The following is an 18834-nucleotide window of genomic DNA, read 5'->3' on the forward strand; positions in this document are numbered from 1 at the left end:
TGCCGATTCCGCGCAATAAATTGCCAGATATACCTAATTTGGTAGTATGCCCACACTGTTTGTATAAATGGACGGATTTTGCGTTCAGTTTTGCATTTTCGCGCCGCTTTATCACTTTCATGCCTGTTTCATAACTGTCGGAGTTAACACAAGGATGCGATTAACGACGAAATTTTCAGCTTTTGTGACGCTGCTTACAGGGTTAACGATCTTCGTAACTCTGATCGGCTGCTCGCTGAGTTTCTATAACGCGATTCAATATAAGTTCACCACCCGTGTTCAGGCGGTGGCGACGGCGATTGATACGCACCTTGTCTCCCGCGATGTCGTTGCGCTAACCCCGCAAATCGATGAACTGATGGTTTCGGTTGATATCGTGCGCGTCGAACTGCTTCAGGGCGAACACGTGGTGTATGACCACTCCCGAACCAGCAGCTACCGCCCGGCTGGGACGAACAATCTGTATCGTGATGTCACCGTCCCGTTGGTCAAACACCCGGGCATGTCGCTGCGTCTGGTTTATCAGGATCCAATGGGCAACTATTTCCATTCGCTGATGACTACCGCACCGCTCACGTTGGCGATTGCTTTCATTATACTGATGCTCTTTTTGTCTGTGCGCTGGCTTCAGCGTCAGCTTTCAGGTCAAGAGTTGCTGGAGATTCGTTCAACGCGCATTCTTAACGGCGAACGTGGACCGAACGTGCGGGGGACTGTTTATGAATGGCCTGCGCGTACCAGTAGCGCGCTCGATATGCTGCTGACCGAAATTCAAAGTGCCCGCGAGCAACGTAGCCGACTGGATACGCTGATTCGTTCCTATGTGGCGCAGGATACAAAAACCGGGCTAAGCAACCGCCTGTTCTTTGATAACCAACTGGCAACGCTGCTGGAAGATCAGGAAAAAGTGGGATCGCATGGCGTCGTGATGATGGTACGCCTGCCGGACTTTACGCTGCTGCGCGATAGCTGGGGAATTACCCTTGCGGAAGAACAAATTTCAACGCTAATCAATTTGTTGTCGACTTTTATGACGCGCTATCCGGGCGCGTTGCTGGCGCGCTACCACCGTAGCGATTTTGCCATCCTGTTGCCACACCGCACGCTGAAAGAGGCGGAAAGTATTGCCGGGCAATTATTAAAAGCGGTAGATGCGCTTCCGGCTAATAAAATGATCGACCGTGCCGATATGGTTCATATTGGCATTTGTGTTTGCCGCAGCGGTCAGTCGACGGAACAAGTGATGGATCACGCCGAAGCCGCCACGCGGAACTCGGTATTGCAGGGTGGGAACAGCTGGTCGGTCTATGATGACTCACTACCGGAAAAAGGTCGGGGTAACGTACGCTGGCGAACGCTGATCGAACAGATGCTCAGCCGGGGTGGACCCAGAATTTATCAAAAGCCTGCGGTAACCCGTGAAGGACGGGTGCACCACCGGGAGCTGATGTGCCGTATTTTTGATGGCAGCGAAGAGGTTATTTCGGCGGAATATATGCCGATGGTCCTGCAGTTTGGCCTGGCTGAAGAATATGACCGTCTGCAAATCAGCCGTCTGATCTTACTGTTGGGCTACTGGCCGCAGGAAAACCTGGCGATGCAGACAACGGTTGAATCGCTAATTCGCCCACGTTTTCAGCGCTGGCTACGTGATACGCTGATGCAGTGCGAAAAATCATTACGCAAACGCATAATTATTGAACTTGCAGAGGCAGATGTCTGTCAACATATCAGCCGGTTACAGCCCGTCATCAGATTGATGAATGCGCTGGGGGTGCGAATTGCCGTTACGCAGGCGGGTTTAACGCTGGTGAGCACCAGTTGGATCAAAGAGCTTAACGTTGAGTTATTGAAGCTGCATCCAAGCCTGGTGAGGAATATTGATAAGCGAACCGAAAACCAGCTCCTGGTGCAAAGCCTGGTGGAGGCTTGTTCTGGAACACCAACGCAGGTTTACGCCACGGGCGTTCGTTCGCGTAGCGAGTGGCATACGCTGACGGAACGCGGAGTTGCGGGTGGGCAAGGGGATTTTTTTGCCGCATCACAGCCACTTGACACTAACGTGAAAAAATATTCGCAAAGATACTCGGTTTAACCTGCCGTTTAATTCGTTTTCACGTAGAATAACGCGCGCTGTGCCTTCTGGGGGTGTGCTTGTCTGCTCGCCAGGTTGTAACAGCAAACATGCAGGTGAATGACCTTTGACAGGTTGCAAACAAAAGCGAGGAGTGCTGCTGATTTATTCAGCCCTGATGGACTCAGGCCGATTTTGTAACAAAGGAAACGAACTGCACTAATTTTCACCGTAGCAGATGATTTTTGCGCCTTGTCGCTGCTGCGTGTGGTTGGTAAAGTAAGCGGATTTTGTTTTCCGCCCCAGCTTTCAGGATTATCCCTTAGTATGTTGAAAAAATTTCGTGGCATGTTTTCCAATGACCTGTCCATTGACCTGGGTACCGCGAATACCCTTATTTATGTAAAAGGACAAGGCATCGTATTGAATGAGCCTTCTGTTGTGGCCATTCGTCAGGATCGTGCCGGCTCGCCAAAAAGCGTAGCCGCAGTGGGCCATGACGCGAAGCAGATGCTGGGTCGTACACCGGGCAATATCGCTGCCATTCGCCCAATGAAAGACGGCGTTATCGCTGACTTCTTCGTGACTGAAAAAATGCTCCAGCACTTTATCAAACAAGTGCACAGCAATAGCTTCATGCGCCCAAGCCCGCGCGTACTGGTATGTGTACCGGTTGGAGCAACTCAGGTTGAACGCCGCGCGATCCGTGAATCCGCCCAGGGCGCAGGTGCCCGTGAAGTATTCCTGATCGAAGAGCCGATGGCGGCTGCGATCGGGGCGGGTCTGCCAGTTTCTGAAGCAACCGGTTCTATGGTTGTGGATATCGGTGGTGGTACAACTGAAGTTGCGGTTATCTCCCTGAACGGCGTGGTTTACTCCTCTTCTGTACGTATTGGCGGCGACCGCTTTGACGAAGCCATCATTAATTATGTTCGTCGTAACTACGGTTCTCTGATCGGTGAAGCCACCGCAGAACGTATTAAACACGAAATCGGTTCCGCTTATCCGGGCGACGAAGTGCGCGAGATCGAAGTTCGCGGCCGTAACCTGGCAGAAGGTGTTCCACGCGGCTTTACCCTGAACTCCAACGAGATTCTTGAAGCCCTGCAGGAACCGCTGACCGGTATCGTGAGTGCGGTGATGGTTGCACTGGAACAGTGTCCGCCAGAACTGGCGTCTGACATCTCCGAACGCGGCATGGTACTGACCGGTGGCGGTGCTCTGCTGCGTAACCTTGACCGTTTGTTAATGGAAGAAACCGGTATTCCAGTTGTTGTTGCTGAAGATCCGCTGACCTGCGTGGCGCGCGGTGGCGGCAAGGCGCTGGAAATGATCGATATGCACGGCGGCGACCTGTTCAGCGAAGAGTAATCGGATGCAGGTAGGGTAGCCCGCGGGTTGCCCTTCCGCTCTGATACGAGAATACGCATAGACTATGAAGCCAATTTTTAGCCGTGGCCCGTCGCTACAGATTCGCCTTATTCTGGCGGTGCTGGTGGCGCTCGGCGTTATTATTGCCGACAGCCGCCTGGGTACGTTTAGCCAAATCCGAACGTACATGGATACCGCCGTCAGTCCTTTCTACTTTATCTCAAATGGTCCTCGTGAATTACTCGACGGCGTTTCGCAAACGCTGGCTTCGCGTGACCAACTCGAACTTGAAAATCGGGCGTTGCGTCAGGAACTGCTGCTGAAAAACAGCGAGCTGCTGATGCTGGGGCAATATAAACAGGAGAACGCGCGTTTGCGTGAGCTGCTGGGATCGCCGCTGCGTCAGGACGAACAAAAGATGGTGACGCAGGTCATCTCAACGGTTAATGACCCTTACAGCGATCAGGTGGTGATCGACAAAGGGAGCGTTAATGGTGTCTACGAAGGTCAGCCGGTTATTAGCGACAAAGGCGTTGTGGGTCAGGTCGTAGCGGTGGCTAAACTGACCAGCCGCGTGCTGCTGATTTGCGATGCGACGCATGCTCTGCCCATTCAGGTACTGCGTAACGATATCCGCGTGATCGCTGCCGGTAACGGCTGCACCGACGATCTTCAGCTCGAACACCTGCCGGCCAACACCGACATTCGCGTTGGCGATGTGCTGGTTACCTCGGGTCTGGGGGGGCGTTTCCCTGAAGGCTATCCGGTTGGTGTTGTTTCTTCCGTTAAGCTGGACACTCAGCGCGCTTATACCGTGATTCAGGCACGCCCGACCGCGGGTCTGCAGCGTCTGCGTTATCTGCTGCTGTTGTGGGGCGCCGATCGTAACGGCGCAAATCCGATGACGCCAGAAGAAGTGCACCGCGTTGCCAATGAACGTCTGATGCAAATGATGCCGCAAGTTCTGCCTGCACCAGATGCCATGGGGCCGCCTGCGCCAGTGCCAGCTCCCGCCACAGGCGTGACTCCAGCGCCTGCGGGTACCACGCCGCCACAACCTGCTCCGCGTAAGCCGGGAGGACAGTAAGTGGCAAGCTATCGTAGCCAGGGACGTTGGGTGATTTGGCTCTCGTTCCTTATTGCACTGTTGCTGCAAGTCATGCCCTGGCCGGACGATATTCTGGTTTTCCGGCCAAACTGGGTACTGCTCATCTTGTTGTACTGGATCCTGGCGCTGCCGCATCGCGTAAATGTGGGCACGGGGTTTGTGGTGGGTGCCATACTGGATCTCATCAGCGGCTCCACGCTTGGCGTGCGCGCATTGTCGATGAGTATCATTGCTTATCTGGTCGCGCTGAAATTCCAACTATTCCGTAACCTCGCGCTCTGGCAACAGGCGCTGGTGGTCATGTTGTTATCACTGGTCGTGGATATTATTGTTTTCTGGGCCGAGTTTTTAGTGATCAATGTCTCTTTCAGACCCGAAGTGTTCTGGAGTAGTGTAGTGAATGGTGTGCTTTGGCCATGGCTATTCTTACTGATGCGTAAGGTCCGTCAGCAGTTTGCGGTGCAATAAGGTTGATATGAATACTCTGTATCTTGCTTCTGGTTCTCCACGTCGTCAGGAACTGCTCGCTCAGCTTGGTGTTACCTTTGAACGGCTGGTGCCTGGGATTGAAGAACAGCGACACCCGCAGGAGAGCGCGCAGCAGTATGTTTCGCGTCTGGCACGCGAAAAAGCGCAGGCTGGCGTGGCGCTGGCGCAGCGTGATTTGCCTGTATTGGGTGCGGATACCATTGTTATCCTTAATGGCGAAGTGCTGGAAAAACCACACGACGCCGCCCATGCCGCAGTAATGCTGCGCAAACTGTCGGGCAAAACGCATCAGGTCATGACCGCCGTGGCATTGGCCGACCGCCGGCACAGTCTGGACTGTCTGGTGGTGACGGAAGTGACGTTCAGAGCACTAACCGATGAGGACATCGCGGGCTATGTTGCCAGCGGTGAACCAATGGATAAAGCAGGTGCATACGGTATTCAAGGGTTGGGTGGCTGTTTTGTCAGGAAGATCAATGGCAGCTATCACGCCGTAGTCGGCTTACCGCTGGTAGAAACGTATGAGTTGCTGACCAATTTTAACGCACTGCGTGAGAAAAGGGATAAACATGACGGCTGAATTGTTGGTAAACGTAACGCCATCGGAAACTCGGGTGGCTTACATTGATGGCGGTATTCTGCAGGAAATTCATATTGAACGTGAGGCGCGACGCGGAATCGTAGGCAATATCTACAAAGGTCGTGTAAGTCGTGTACTTCCGGGTATGCAGGCGGCTTTTGTAGATATTGGACTGGATAAAGCCGCATTTCTTCACGCTTCAGACATCATGCCGCACACCGAATGCGTGGCGGGTGAAGAACAAAAACAGTTCACCGTGCGCGACATTTCTGAACTGGTGCGCCAGGGCCAGGATCTGATGGTGCAGGTAGTAAAAGATCCGTTGGGAACTAAGGGCGCACGCCTGACGACGGACATCACGCTTCCTTCCCGTTACCTCGTCTTTATGCCGGGTGCTTCGCACGTTGGCGTTTCCCAACGTATCGAAAGCGAAACCGAACGCGAACGCCTGAAAAAAGTGGTGGCGGATTACTGCGATGAACAGGGCGGATTCATCATTCGCACAGCGGCGGAAGGCGTCTGCGAGGAGGATCTAGCCTCGGATGCTGCCTACCTGAAGCGCGTCTGGACTAAAGTCATGGAGCGTAAAAAGCGCCCGCAAACGCGCTACCAGATGTACGGCGAACTGGCGCTGGCGCAGCGCGTGTTGCGTGATTTTGCGGATGCCCAGCTTGACCGGATCCGCGTTGACTCTCGTCTGACCTATGAAGCGTTGCTGGAGTTCACAGCGGAATATATCCCCGAGATGACCAGCAAGCTGGAACATTACAGCGGGCGCCAGCCCATTTTTGATCTCTTTGACGTTGAGAATGAAATCCAACGCGCGCTGGAACGCAAGGTTGAACTGAAATCCGGCGGCTATCTGATCATCGATCAAACTGAAGCAATGACCACCGTCGATATCAATACCGGAGCGTTTGTTGGGCATCGTAATCTAGACGACACTATCTTTAATACTAATATTGAAGCAACGCAGGCCATTGCTCGTCAGCTGCGTCTGCGTAACCTCGGCGGCATTATCATTATCGATTTTATCGACATGAATAATGAAGATCACCGTCGACGGGTGCTGCACTCTCTGGAACAGGCGCTGAGCAAGGATCGCGTAAAAACCAGCATCAACGGTTTTTCACAGCTGGGCCTGGTGGAGATGACGCGCAAACGCACGCGTGAAAGCGTGGAACATGTGCTGTGCAACGAGTGTCCGACCTGTCATGGGCGCGGTACGGTGAAAACCGTGGAAACTGTATGCTATGAAATCATGCGCGAAATCGTGCGGGTACACCATGCATATGACTCCGATCGTTTCCTGGTTTATGCATCTCCGGCAGTGGCTGAAACCCTGAAGGGGGAAGAGTCACATGCGTTGGCGGAAGTGGAAATCTTTGTCGGCAAACAGGTTAAAGTACAAGTCGAACCGCTGTATAACCAGGAGCAGTTCGACGTTGTCATGATGTAATCTGGCCTGGTAAACGCCCAATGGCGATACCTTGCAGGCCGGAGAAGGCGTTCACGCCGCCATCCGGCAAGACGGTTTTGTGAGTCACATTTTTTGGTAGACAAGGAGAGGCGCGTGAGGCGATTGCCGGGGATATTACTGCTCACTGGAGCCGCATTCGTTGTCATCGCAGCGCTGCTGGTCAGTGGGCTGCGCCTTGCGCTGCCTCATCTTGATAGCTGGCGTCCGGCCATCCTTGACAAGATTGAATCCGCTACCGGTCTGCCCGTCTCCGCCAGCCAACTTTCCGCTAGCTGGCAAAATTTCGGTCCTACTCTTGAAGCGCGCGATATCCATGCGCAGCTTAAAGATGGCGGTGAATTTTCGGTAAAGCGGGTCACATTAGCGCTGGATGTCTGGCAAAGCTTGCTGCACATGCGCTGGCAGTTTCGCGATCTCACCTTCTGGCAGTTGCAGCTGCGTACCAACACCCCCATCCAGCGCAGCGAAAGCGGTGATGGAATTGAAGCCGGCCACCTGAGCGATCTCTTCCTGCGTCAGTTTGATCATTTCGATCTACGCGACAGCCAGATTAGCTTTTTAACCCTCTCAGGCCAGCGTGCAGAACTGGCGATCCCGCAGCTTACCTGGCTTAACGGTAAAAACCGACATCGCGCTGAAGGCCAGGTCAGTCTCTCCAGTTTGACCGGGCAGCACGGTGTTATGCAGGTTCGAATGGATCTGCGTGATGACAACGGGCTGTTGAATAACGGTCGGGTCTGGCTGCAGGCCGACGATATTGACGTCAAGCCGTGGCTGGGTAAATGGATGCAGGATAATGTCGCGTTGCAAACCGCGCGTTTTAGCCTGGAAGCATGGATGACGATCAGAAAAGGTGTCGTTTCCGGCGGCGATGTCTGGCTGAAAAAAGGTGGGGCAAGTTGGCTGGGAGAGAGTCGTACGCACACGCTCTCCGTCGATAACCTGACGGCGCACATCAGCCGCGAACAGTCGGGCTGGCAATTCTCCATTCCCGATACCCGTATCACGATGGATGATAAACCCTGGCCAAGCGGGGCGTTAACGCTGGCCTGGATCCCTGAACAGGAAGTCGGCGGCGAGAATAACAAACGCAGCGACGAGCTACGCATCCGCGCCAGCAATCTGGAGCTGGCCGGGTTAGAAGGGCTGCGTCCGATGGCGGCCAAGTTATCGCCTGCGCTGGGGGATATCTGGCGGGCCACGCAGCCGAGCGGCAAAATAGATGTGCTGGCGCTGGATATCCCGTTACAGGCAACAGAAAAAACCCGTTTCCAGTCCTCGTGGACCAATCTGGCCTGGAAACAGTGGAAGCTGCTGCCAGGGGCAGAACATTTCTCCGGTACGCTCGCGGGCAGCGTTGAAAACGGGGCGCTCACTGCTTCCATGAAGCAAGCTAAAATGCCGTATGAAACCGTCTTTCGCGCACCGCTGGAAATAGAGGACGGCGTAGCGACGCTAAGCTGGCTGAAGAATGATAAAGGTTTCCAGTTAGATGGGCGCAACATTGATGTTAAAGCGAAAGCGGTACACGCACGCGGTGGTTTTCGCTATCTGCAGCCCGCCAATGATGAGCCATGGTTGGGCATTCTGGCAGGTATCAGCACCGACGATGGCTCTCAGGCCTGGCGTTACTTCCCGGAAAACCTGATGGGCAAAGAGCTGGTTGATTACCTCAGCGGCGCTATTCAGGGCGGCGAAGCGGATAACGCCACGTTGGTGTATGGCGGCGACCCGCATCTGTTCCCGTATCTACACAATGAAGGGCAGTTCCAGGTACTGGTGCCGCTTCGCAATGCGAAGTTTGCTTTCCAGCCCGACTGGCCCGCGCTGACTGACCTTAATATTGAACTGAACTTCATTAACGACGGTCTGTGGATGAAGACCGATAGCGTTAATCTGGGCGGTGTGAAGGCCAGTAATCTGACGGCTAACATCCCCGACTATGCCAAAGAAAAACTGCTGATTGATGCCGACATCAACGGGCCGGGCAAGGCGGTTGGACCTTATTTTGATGAGACGCCTTTGAAGGATTCACTCGGCGCTACGCTTGAGCAACTGCAGATTGACGGCGATGTGAATGCTCGCTTACATCTTGATATTCCGCTAGACGGCTCGCTGGTTACCGCCAAAGGTGACGTCAACCTGCGTAATAACAGCCTGTTTATTAAACCGCTCGACAGCACGCTGAAGAATTTGAATGGTAAATTCAGCTTTATCAACGGTGATCTGAAGAGCGAGCCGATGACCGCGAACTGGTTTAATCAGCCGCTGAACGTCGACTTTTCCACGACCGAAGGGGCGAAAGCCTATCAGGTAGCCGTGAATCTGCAAGGTGACTGGCAGCCAAGCCGCATGGGGATTTTACCGGCGCAGGTCAACGACGCGTTGAACGGTAGCATAGCGTGGAATGGCAAGGTAGGAATCGATCTTCCGTATCATGCCGGGCCAACCTACAACGTTGAGTTAAAGGGCGATCTCAAGAATGTAAGTAGTCACTTACCTTCTCCACTGAATAAGGCGGCCGGTGAGGCGTTGCCGGTGAACGTTAAGGCCAACGGCAATCTGCGCAGCTTTGATCTGACCGGCAACGCTGGCAGCAAGAATCATTTTAATAGCCGCTGGCTGCTGAATCAGAAACTGACGCTTGACCGCGCAATCTGGGCGTCGGAAAGCCGCACCGTGCCAGCGTTACCCGATCAACAAGGCATAGAGCTTAATCTTCCCCCTATGGATGGCGCGCAATGGCTGGCGTTATTCCAGAAAGGCGCTGTGGATAACGTGGGCAGCAACGCTAACTTCCCGCAGCGCATCACGGTGCGTACGCCATCGTTATCCCTGGGCGGTCAACAGTGGAATAATTTGAGTATCGTTTCTGAGCCTGCGAGCAATGGCTCCAGCGTGCAGGCGCAGGGCCGTGAAATTAACGCCACGCTGGCTATGCGCAATAATGCGCCGTGGCTGGCCAATATTAAGTATCTTTATTACAACCCAAGTGCGGCGAAACCGTCACAAAATAGTACGCCAGCCTCGCCGTTCTCAGCCATCGACAACGTCAGCTTCCGTGGCTGGCCGGACCTTCAGCTGCGCTGTGCCGAGTGCTGGATGTGGGGACAGAAATACGGGCGCATTGACGCCGATGTAGCGATTAAAGGCGACACGCTGACCTTGAGTAACGGTCTGTTGGATACGGGTTTTGCCAGACTGACCACCGACGGCGTGTGGGTGAATGCGCCGGGCAAGGAGCGAACGTCGCTAAAGGGTAAACTGAGCGGCAATAAAATTGACTCCGCAGCCGGTTTCTTTGGCGTATCAACGCCGATTCGCAATTCTTCATTCAACGTGGAGTATGATCTGCATTGGCGTAATCCGCCGTGGGATCCTGATGTAGCCTCGCTGAATGGTATTTTGCGTACCCGGCTGGGCAAAGGCGAACTTACCGAACTCAGTACGGGACATGCGGGGCAACTGTTACGCCTGCTAAGCTTCGATGCGTTACTGCGTAAACTGCGCTTTGATTTTAGCGACACCTTCAGCGAAGGCTTCTATTTCGACTCGATTCGCAGCACGGCGTGGATCAAAGATGGTGTGATGCATACCGACGACACGCTGGTGGACGGTCTGGAAGCCGATATTGCGATGAAAGGTTCAGTGAACCTGGTACGCCGGGATCTGGACATGGAAGCCATTGTTGCACCAGAAATATCTGCCACCGTAGGCGTTGCCGCCGCGTTTGCCGTCAACCCGATTGTTGGTGCGGCGGTGTTTGCCGCCAGTAAGGTGCTGGGGCCGCTGTGGAGCAAAGTCTCGATTCTGCGCTATCGCATCACTGGTCCGGTCGATAAGCCGCAAATTAACGAAGTTCTGCGTCAGCCGCGCAAAGAAAGCCAGCAATGATTTGACGGGGGCGAGTAATTGCCCCAATCTCAGTACATAGTATTGCCGGATGGCGCAGCGCTTATCCGGCCTACAGCAGCCTAACAACGTAGGCCGGATAAGGCGTTTTTTCCGCTATCCGGCAGAATTAAATGAGTAATCAAAACGATGAGTCTGAACCTGGTAAGTGAACAATTGCTAGCGGCAAATGGCCTGAAACATCAGGATCTGTTTGCCATCCTGGGCCAACTGGCCGAACGCCGTCTTGATTACGGCGATCTCTATTTTCAGTCGAGCTATCACGAATCCTGGGTTTTAGAAGACCGCATCATTAAAGATGGTTCTTACAATATCGATCAGGGCGTTGGCGTGCGCGCCATCAGCGGCGAGAAAACAGGGTTTGCCTATGCAGACCAGATTAGCCTGTTGGCGCTGGAACAAAGCGCTCATGCCGCGCGTACTATCGTGCGTGACAACGGTGACGGCAAAGTAAAAACGCTGGGGGCCGTGGAGCATCAGGCGCTTTACACCTCGGTTGATCCGTTGCAGAGCATGAGCCGTGAAGAAAAACTCGATATCCTGCGCCGCGTAGACAACGTGGCCCGTGCCACCGACAAACGCGTCCAGGAAGTGACCGCCAGCCTGACCGGTGTTTATGAACTGATCCTGGTGGCCGCGACTGATGGTACGCTGGCCGCTGACGTCCGCCCGCTGGTACGTTTGTCCGTAAGCGTACAGGTCGAAGAGGACGGTAAGCGTGAGCGCGGCGCCAGCGGTGGCGGCGGTCGTTTTGGCTATGACTATTTCCTTGGCGACCTCGATGGTGAAGTCCGTGCCGACGCGTGGGCGAAAGAGGCCGTACGCATGGCGTTAGTCAATCTGTCCGCGGTAGCAGCGCCTGCAGGTACGCTGACGGTGGTACTCGGCGCTGGCTGGCCTGGCGTTCTGCTGCATGAAGCGGTCGGTCATGGTCTGGAAGGTGATTTTAACCGCCGTGGCACCTCGGTATTCAGCGGTCACATGGGTGAACTGGTGGCATCAGAACTGTGTACCGTTGTGGATGATGGCACAATGGCGGACCGTCGTGGTTCTGTGGCTATCGATGACGAAGGGACACCGGGTCAGTACAACGTGCTGATCGAAAACGGCATTCTGAAAGGCTACATGCAGGACAAACTGAATGCGCGCCTGATGGGCGTAGCGCCAACGGGTAACGGTCGCCGTGAATCTTACGCGCACCTGCCGATGCCGCGTATGACCAACACCTATATGCTGCCGGGGAAATCCACGCCGCAGGAAATCATCGAATCCGTTGAATACGGTATTTATGCGCCTAACTTTGGCGGCGGTCAGGTGGATATCACCTCTGGGAAATTTGTATTCTCGACGTCCGAAGCGTATCTGATTGAAAACGGTAAAGTGACCAAACCGGTGAAAGGCGCAACGCTGATTGGCTCCGGTATCGAAGCGATGCAGCAGATTTCGATGGTGGGTAACGACCTGAAACTGGATAACGGGGTTGGCGTTTGCGGTAAAGAAGGACAGAGCTTGCCGGTGGGCGTGGGCCAGCCGACGCTGAAGGTGGATAACTTGACCGTAGGTGGCACCGCGTAACGACCCGGTCGCCGGATAGCGCTCAGCGTATCCGGCCTGGAATGTGCGTTGGCACTGAATGTAGGCCCGGTAAGCAAAGCGCTACCGGGCTTTTTTATTTCTCTTTGCCCCGGCCGTACATCCCCTGAAACAGCTGCGCCACATCGACAAAATAATCCGTCAGATAGTTAATCACCACCTGGACCTTGAGCGGTAGTTTGTCTTTTTCGGTATACAGTGCATAGACCGGACGTGGATCCGACTGGTAGCGGGGCAGCAGGATCTCCACTTCGCCACGATTGATCTCATTGATCACCCACATCAGCGGCACATAGGCAATACCCGCGCCTGCTGCCAGCCAGCGCACCAGCGTCATCGGATCGTTAGTCACGAAGCGCCCTTCTGGGATCAGGCGGGTAGAGATCCCCTCCGGAGCGATAAGTTCGAATTCATTATCCGGGCGCACGCTGTATTCCAGCCACGAGTGGTTGCTGAGATCGGCGGGTTTTTCCGGCACGCCAAACTGAGCGAGATAGCTTTTAGCGGCGCAGACCACCATCGGCATGGTTCCCAGGCGACGTGAAAACAGGCTGGAGTCCTGCAACGCGCCGACGCGAATAACCACGTCCAGACCGTCGGCGATTAAATCCGGTGCCGGGATGCCTGTTACCAGATTTACCGTCAATCCTGGATACTCTTTCAGCATCGTTGCGGTCAACCCAGCGAGGACATTTTGTGCCATGGTTGAAGAACAGCCAATGCGCAAGGTGCCGATGGGCGTGTTGTTAAAGGCATAAAGCTGCTCGTGAACATCCTGTGCTTCGTGCAGCATCCGGCGGCAACCCTGATAATAAATTTTACCGGCTTCGGTTAGCCCAATGCTGCGTGTGCTGCGGTTTAGCAGCTTGACCTGTAGCTCATCTTCCAGTTTAGAGACCGTCTGGCTTATCGATGAAACGCTCATTTGTAGCTGTCTTGCGGCGGCGGTGAAGGAGCCCAGTTCGACAACTTTGGCAAACACCGACATACGTTTTAATCGTTCCATTGTTCACTCTGACTTAAAAGTGATTTAGATCACATAATATAGATAACAGCATAACAGTTACGTTAATATATTATTATTCAAATAACAGCTATGTCGCTCTCGCCTGGCTCATCCTTGCCCTTCTCTGCGGTGACATACGCTAGAAAATCTATCACCTGCACTCTCTTAAGCTACCAAGGTCAACATGAGTCTGTTTCCCGTTATCGTGGTGTTTGGTCTGTCCTTCCCACCGATTTTTTTCGAATTACTTTTGTCACTGGCGATTTTCTGGCTGGTGCGCCGGGTACTGGTTCCAACTGGCATCTATGATTTTGTCTGGCACCCGGCTCTGTTTAACACCGCGCTGTATTGCTGCCTGTTCTATTTAATAACGCGCCTGTTCGTTTGAGGTTGAAGTGAAAACACTAACAAGAAAACTCTCCCGTACGGCCACGACTCTCGTACTGGTCATTCTGGCCTTCATCGCCATTTTCCGCGCATGGGTGTTCTACACCGAGTCGCCGTGGACGCGTGATGCGCGCTTCAGCGCCGACGTTGTGGCAATAGCCCCGGATGTCGCCGGGCTTATCACTAACGTTAACGTTCATGATAATCAACTGGTGAAGAAAGACCAGGTCCTGTTTACCATCGATCAGCCGCGCTATAAAAAAGCGCTCGAAGAAGCGGAAGCAGACGTCGCCTACTATCAGGTGTTATCACAGGAAAAACGCCAGGAAGCCAGCCGTCGTAACCGGCTGGGCGTGCAGGCTATGTCTCGTGAAGAGATCGACCAGTCAAACAATGTCCTGCAAACCGTATTACACCAGCTTGCGAAAGCGCAGGCGACCCGCGACCTGGCGAAATTAGATCTGGAACGTACCGTCATTCGCGCTCCAGCAGATGGCTGGGTGACTAACCTGAACGTCTACAGCGGCGAATTTATTACTCGCGGCTCTACGGCGGTGGCGTTGGTCAAACAGCATTCTTTTTATGTGCTGGCCTATATGGAAGAAACCAAGCTGGAAGGCGTCCGCCCTGGGTATCGCGCAGAGATCACCCCGCTGGGCAGTAATCATGTGCTGAAGGGCACCGTTGATAGCGTGGCGGCTGGCGTAACGAATGCCAGCAGCACGCGGGACGCAAAGGGTATGGCGACCATTGATTCCAATCTCGAATGGGTGCGTCTGGCGCAGCGTGTACCGGTGCGAATTCGTCTTGATGAGCAGCAGGGAACCCTGTGGCCTGCGGGGACTACGGCTACCGTCGTCATTACCGGCAAGCAGGATCGCGATGCAAGCCGGGAATCCTTCTTCCGTAAAATGGCGCACCGCCTGCGCGAGTTTGGCTAATCGTGATGGGCATTTTCTCTATTGCCAACCAGCATATCCGCTTTGCGGTGAAACTGGCGTGCGCGATTGTACTGGCGCTGTTCGTTGGCTTTCACTTCCAACTTGAGACCCCGCGCTGGGCGGTGCTGACCGCCGCCATTGTGGCGGCTGGCCCGGCCTTTGCCGCTGGCGGAGAGCCCTATTCTGGTGCTATACGCTATCGCGGCATGCTGCGTATTGTCGGGACATTTATCGGCTGTATTGCTGCACTGATCATTATCATCAGCATGATCCGCGCCCCGTTATTGATGATCCTGGTGTGTTGTATCTGGGCCGGTTTTTGTACCTGGATCTCGTCGCTTGTGAAGATCGAAAACTCCTATGCCTGGGGACTTTCGGGCTATACGGCGCTGATCATCGTCATTACCATCCAGGCTGAACCACTGCTGACGCCGCAATTTGCGCTCGAACGCTGTAGTGAAATAGTGATGGGGATTGTCTGTGCTATTGTGGCCGATCTGCTCTTTTCGCCCCGTTCGGTGAAACAGGAGATTGATGTCGAACTGGACAGCCTGCTGGTGGCGCAGTATCAGCTTATGCAGTTGTGCATTAAGCATGGTGACAGTGAAGAAGTGGACAAAGCCTGGGGCGATTTAGTCCGGCGTACGGCGGCACTGGAAGGCATGCGAAGTAACCTGAATATGGAGTCCTCACGCTGGGGGCGGGCTAACCGCAGACTCAAAGCATTGAACACGCTGTCACTCACGCTCATCACGCAGTCCTGCGAAACCTATCTTATTCAGAACACTCGACCCGAACTGATCACTGATACCTTCCGCGAGTTGTTCAATATGCCGGTTGAAACGGTGCAGGATGTTCATAAACAGTTGAAGCGGATGCGGCGGGTGATTGCCTGGACCGGCGAACGCGAAACGCCGATCACGATATATAGTTGGGCAGGCGCCGCGACGCGCTACCTGTTGCTCAAACGCGGTGTAGTGAGTAATACCAAAATTAGCGCCACGGAAGAAGAGATCCTGCAAGGTGAGCCAGTAGTGAAGGTGGAGTCTGCCGAGCGCCATCATGCGATGGTCAACTTCTGGCGCACCACGCTTTCTTGTGTGCTGGGAACTTTATTCTGGCTGTGGACCGGATGGACCTCCGGCAGCGGCGCAATGGTGATGATTGCGGTTGTCACTTCGCTGGCAATGCGTTTGCCCAACCCGCGCATGGTGGCGATAGACTTTATTTACGGTACGTTGGCGGCGTTACCGCTCGGGGCGCTCTATTTCCTGGTGATTATCCCCAATACGCAACAAAGCATGTTGTTACTGTGCCTGAGCCTGGCGGTGCTGGGGTTCTTTCTGGGTATAGAGGTACAGAAACGACGACTGGGATCAATGGGGGCTCTGGCCAGCACTATTAATATCATCGTGCTGGATAACCCGATGACCTTCCACTTTAGCCAGTTCCTTGATAGTGCGCTGGGGCAAATTGTTGGCTGCGTGCTGGCATTTATCGTCATTCTGTTGGTGCGCGATAACTCTCGTGACAGAACGGGTCGCGTGTTGCTCAACCAGTTTGTCTCGGCGGCGGTTTCAGCGATGACCACCAACGTGGTACGTCGTAAAGAAAACCATCTCCCGGCGCTTTATCAGCAGCTATTTTTGCTGATGAACAAATTTCCCGGCGACCTGGCGAAGTTTCGCCTGGCTCTAACGATGATCATTGCGCATCAGCGCCTGCGCGATGCGCCGATACCGGTAAACGAGGATCTATCCGCGTTCCATCGCCAGCTTCGTCGCACTGCGGATCACGTGATTTCCGCAGGAAACGACGACAAGCGCCGACGCTACTTTAGCCAGCTGCTGGAAGAGCTTGAGATCTATCAGGAGAAATTAATCATCTGGCAAGCGCCGCCGCAGGTGACCGAGCCGGTAAAACGACTTAGCGGGATGCTGCACAAATACCAGCATGCGCTAACAAGTAATTAAGAGTTGGAAACCGACGCTAAAAGCGTCGGTTTTTTTATGGCTATACTTACCTGAAAATGCAGGAGGTTCCTGCATATTGATGGTCTGTAGAGTGACTGGCGTCGGGATGGTGGCTATAGATGAACATCTATACATTTGATTTTGACGAGATAGAAGACCAGGGGGATTTCTACCGTGAGTTTACGCGCGCGTTCGGTCTCGCCCGGGAAAAGGTGGTTGATTTAGATTCTCTGTGGGAGGTGGTTATCGGGGACGTTTTACCGCTGCCGCTGGAGATTGAATTTGTTCATTTGCCGGACAAGTTACGCAGGCGATACGGCGCGCTGATTTTACTGTTCGATGAAGCGGAAGAAGAGCTGGAAGGACAGCTGCGCTTTAACGTTCGTCACTCAATGTAAGGCATAAAAAAGCCCCCGGCAGGCGGGGGCAAGTCGTCGGACTAGACGACGAGGGTTTATTTGTAGAGTTCTGCAGTCGCGTGCCAGTGAGCGCCTTCACGGAGTTCGGTGACGCGATAGCTGCTGGCACCCGCTTTTTCAGCTTTAGCGGCGATAGCCTGACGCATGTCCATTGGTGAGCTACCGATCTGAGATACGGAGATGCTGCCCATGGATTGCAGGTTCTGTGCTTCTTGTGAGTTCACCTGAGTCACTGCGGCGCTTGCACCGAAAGAGAGAACAGAAAGAAGGCTTAAGGTTGCAATAGTTGTTTTGATTTTCATGATATTTACCTCGTCGAATTCTTTTATTGGGGTCTGCGTTTCGTGACCCTCATCACAAAATCAAGTATACACTAATCACTCGATAAATTAATACCACGCTAATTGTTTCCGTGCGGGTTAAGTATTAAGAAAAATATTTTTTATAACAAAACGGAATTAAAAATAGGGTTTTAAGCATCAATTTTATAATAAATTCAATTAAATCATTGAGATATGAATTTTTGCAAAATGTGCGTTTTTAACTCTTCATATTCGCTATGTGAATGACTTTTGACGGTTAAACGCACCATTTGTTAAATCAATGGCAGTGGATAATAGAGGAAGGAGGGGGAAACAGAGGTTTTTCCCCCGCCGCGAGGCGACGGGGAGGAAGTATTACAGCTCTTGTTCGAACAGTTCCAGAATGGCTTCGTACAAATCTTTTACCGTAAAACCCTTAGCTGGGGTGGTGAAGATGGTATCGTCACCGGCAATTGTACCCAGAATACCTTCCGCTTTACCTAATGAGTCCAGCAGACGTGCAATCAACTGAGCAGCGCCAGGGCTGGTATGAATAACCACAACTGCATCGTTGTAATCGATATCCAATACCAGATTTTTCAGTGGACTGGATGTTGTAGGTACCCCTAACTCTGCCGGCAGGCAGTACACCATTTCCATTTTCGCATTGCGGGTACGCACGGCGCCGAACTTGGTCAGCATGCGAGAAACCTTGGACTGATTGATATTATCAAAGCCCTGATCCTGCAACGCGAGGACGATTTCGCCCTGAGAGCTGAACTTCTCTTCTTTAAGCAGCGCTTTAAACGCCTTTACTAATTCTTCTTGTTTTGCCGAGCTTCGCATAAGTCACCCGTAATATGGCGGTAGAAACAACATTATTGTGCATACAGATGAATTTTTATGCAAACAGTCTGCCTTGTTCAAGGCTGAAATAATGTTATGAAAGAGCGGAATTTTATCAAATTTCGTTATCAAGAAACATGCCTGTGTCACGGCTCGCAAATAAGGTTAAAAGTAAATTAAATGTTATCAAATTGATGTTGTTTTGAGAGGTGGGTAGGGTATATTGTCAGCACCTGTTGGAAAGTTGCTCTACTGTGCGGGTGGTTTTGAATTACGTAACTTAGGTTTTATTTTACGTAAGTTAAATGCATAAAAGCCAAATTTGCGTGACTACGCATTCTTGACGCGTGGTT

Annotated in this window: 15 protein-coding genes; 12 read left to right on the forward strand and 3 right to left on the reverse strand. The window is 53.1% G+C overall.

What is annotated here, in order from left to right; all coding sequences use genetic code 11:
* Window positions 1-154: 154 nt before the first annotated feature.
* From csrD to tldD, 8 genes are all read left to right on the forward strand, one after another.
* Window positions 155-2095, forward strand: coding sequence for an RNase E specificity factor CsrD (gene csrD / locus O6D90_RS02375; protein WP_016154717.1), 1941 nt, complete (start codon window positions 155-157; stop codon window positions 2093-2095).
* Between the two features lie 306 nt (window positions 2096-2401).
* A complete protein-coding gene (gene mreB, locus O6D90_RS02380; RefSeq protein WP_000913396.1) occupies window positions 2402-3445 on the forward strand; it encodes a rod shape-determining protein MreB in 1044 nt (347 codons plus the stop codon).
* Between the two features lie 64 nt (window positions 3446-3509).
* Complete coding sequence (gene mreC, locus O6D90_RS02385; protein WP_016154716.1) at window positions 3510-4532, forward strand: rod shape-determining protein MreC; 1023 nt, start codon at window positions 3510-3512, stop codon at window positions 4530-4532.
* Window positions 4533-5021, forward strand: a complete 489-nt coding sequence (gene mreD, locus O6D90_RS02390; RefSeq protein WP_003025196.1) for a rod shape-determining protein MreD — start codon at window positions 4533-4535, stop codon at window positions 5019-5021.
* Window positions 5022-5028: 7 nt separating this feature from the next.
* A complete protein-coding gene (locus tag O6D90_RS02395; protein ID WP_016157589.1) occupies window positions 5029-5622 on the forward strand; it encodes a Maf family protein in 594 nt (197 codons plus the stop codon).
* Window positions 5612-7081 (forward strand): ribonuclease G, encoded by a 1470-nt coding sequence (rng, locus tag O6D90_RS02400; protein ID WP_003828822.1) that lies wholly within the window; start codon window positions 5612-5614, stop codon window positions 7079-7081. The genes O6D90_RS02395 and rng overlap by 11 nt, the downstream gene beginning before the upstream one ends.
* A 114-nt stretch (window positions 7082-7195) precedes the next feature.
* Window positions 7196-10996 (forward strand): AsmA2 domain-containing protein YhdP, encoded by a 3801-nt coding sequence (gene yhdP, locus O6D90_RS02405; RefSeq protein WP_016157588.1) that lies wholly within the window; start codon window positions 7196-7198, stop codon window positions 10994-10996.
* A 147-nt stretch (window positions 10997-11143) separates the two neighbouring features.
* Window positions 11144-12589: a metalloprotease TldD gene (tldD, locus tag O6D90_RS02410; protein WP_016157587.1), complete on the forward strand. Its 1446-nt coding sequence runs from the start codon at window positions 11144-11146 to the stop codon at window positions 12587-12589.
* 94 nt (window positions 12590-12683) lie between these two features.
* Here the strand turns inward: tldD and aaeR are convergent, their stop codons facing one another.
* The gene (gene aaeR, locus O6D90_RS02415; protein ID WP_016157586.1) at window positions 12684-13613 is read right to left on the reverse strand and encodes an HTH-type transcriptional activator AaeR; all 930 of its coding nucleotides are present in this window, start codon (window positions 13611-13613) and stop codon (window positions 12684-12686) included.
* Window positions 13614-13797: 184 nt separating this feature from the next.
* On the opposite strand from aaeR, the gene aaeX reads away from it, so the two are divergent.
* The 4 genes from aaeX to O6D90_RS02435 all read left to right on the forward strand — a co-directional run bounded on the left by aaeX (window position 13798) and on the right by O6D90_RS02435 (window position 17312).
* On the forward strand, window positions 13798-14001 hold the full coding sequence (gene aaeX / locus O6D90_RS02420) for a p-hydroxybenzoic acid efflux pump operon protein AaeX (RefSeq protein ID WP_003025177.1): 204 nt from the start codon (window positions 13798-13800) through the stop codon (window positions 13999-14001).
* Between the two features lie 7 nt (window positions 14002-14008).
* Window positions 14009-14941: a p-hydroxybenzoic acid efflux pump subunit AaeA gene (gene aaeA, locus O6D90_RS02425; RefSeq protein WP_016154711.1), complete on the forward strand. Its 933-nt coding sequence runs from the start codon at window positions 14009-14011 to the stop codon at window positions 14939-14941.
* Between the two features lie 5 nt (window positions 14942-14946).
* Window positions 14947-16914 carry a p-hydroxybenzoic acid efflux pump subunit AaeB gene (gene aaeB, locus O6D90_RS02430; protein WP_016157585.1) on the forward strand — a complete coding sequence of 656 codons (1968 nt, stop codon included), beginning with the start codon at window positions 14947-14949 and terminating at the stop codon, window positions 16912-16914.
* 119 nt (window positions 16915-17033) lie between these two features.
* Window positions 17034-17312, forward strand: a complete 279-nt coding sequence (locus O6D90_RS02435) for a barstar family protein (RefSeq protein ID WP_016154709.1) — start codon at window positions 17034-17036, stop codon at window positions 17310-17312.
* A 56-nt stretch (window positions 17313-17368) separates the two neighbouring features.
* Here O6D90_RS02435 and yhcN read toward each other — a convergent pair whose 3' ends face one another.
* Both yhcN and argR read right to left on the reverse strand, forming a co-directional pair.
* Entirely contained in the window at window positions 17369-17635 is a 267-nt protein-coding gene (gene yhcN, locus O6D90_RS02440) for a peroxide/acid stress response protein YhcN (protein WP_003025165.1), read from the reverse strand.
* Between the two features lie 375 nt (window positions 17636-18010).
* Window positions 18011-18481: a transcriptional regulator ArgR gene (gene argR / locus O6D90_RS02445; RefSeq protein ID WP_003025162.1), complete on the reverse strand. Its 471-nt coding sequence runs from the start codon at window positions 18479-18481 to the stop codon at window positions 18011-18013.
* Between the last annotated feature and the right edge of the window lie 353 nt (window positions 18482-18834).

The sequence above is a fragment of the Citrobacter sp. 21OH12SH02A-Citro genome (assembly GCF_027919895.1).
In the GTDB taxonomy this organism is placed as follows: domain Bacteria; phylum Pseudomonadota; class Gammaproteobacteria; order Enterobacterales; family Enterobacteriaceae; genus Citrobacter; species Citrobacter braakii.

What these genes read in the sequence shown, in the direction of transcription:
- csrD (WP_016154717.1), top strand. Translation starts at nt 155, where the DNA reads ATGCGATTAACGACGAAATTTTCAGCTTTTGTGACGCTGCTTACAGGG.
- mreB (WP_000913396.1), top strand. Translation starts at nt 2,402, where the DNA reads ATGTTGAAAAAATTTCGTGGCATGTTTTCCAATGACCTGTCCATTGAC.
- mreC (WP_016154716.1), top strand. Translation starts at nt 3,510, where the DNA reads ATGAAGCCAATTTTTAGCCGTGGCCCGTCGCTACAGATTCGCCTTATT.
- O6D90_RS02395 (WP_016157589.1), top strand. Translation starts at nt 5,029, where the DNA reads ATGAATACTCTGTATCTTGCTTCTGGTTCTCCACGTCGTCAGGAACTG.
- rng (WP_003828822.1), top strand. Translation starts at nt 5,612, where the DNA reads ATGACGGCTGAATTGTTGGTAAACGTAACGCCATCGGAAACTCGGGTG.
- tldD (WP_016157587.1), top strand. Translation starts at nt 11,144, where the DNA reads ATGAGTCTGAACCTGGTAAGTGAACAATTGCTAGCGGCAAATGGCCTG.
- aaeR (WP_016157586.1), bottom strand. Translation starts at nt 13,613, where the DNA reads ATGGAACGATTAAAACGTATGTCGGTGTTTGCCAAAGTTGTCGAACTG.
- aaeX (WP_003025177.1), top strand. Translation starts at nt 13,798, where the DNA reads ATGAGTCTGTTTCCCGTTATCGTGGTGTTTGGTCTGTCCTTCCCACCG.
- aaeB (WP_016157585.1), top strand. Translation starts at nt 14,947, where the DNA reads ATGGGCATTTTCTCTATTGCCAACCAGCATATCCGCTTTGCGGTGAAA.
- O6D90_RS02435 (WP_016154709.1), top strand. Translation starts at nt 17,034, where the DNA reads ATGAACATCTATACATTTGATTTTGACGAGATAGAAGACCAGGGGGAT.
- yhcN (WP_003025165.1), bottom strand. Translation starts at nt 17,635, where the DNA reads ATGAAAATCAAAACAACTATTGCAACCTTAAGCCTTCTTTCTGTTCTC.
- argR (WP_003025162.1), bottom strand. Translation starts at nt 18,481, where the DNA reads ATGCGAAGCTCGGCAAAACAAGAAGAATTAGTAAAGGCGTTTAAAGCG.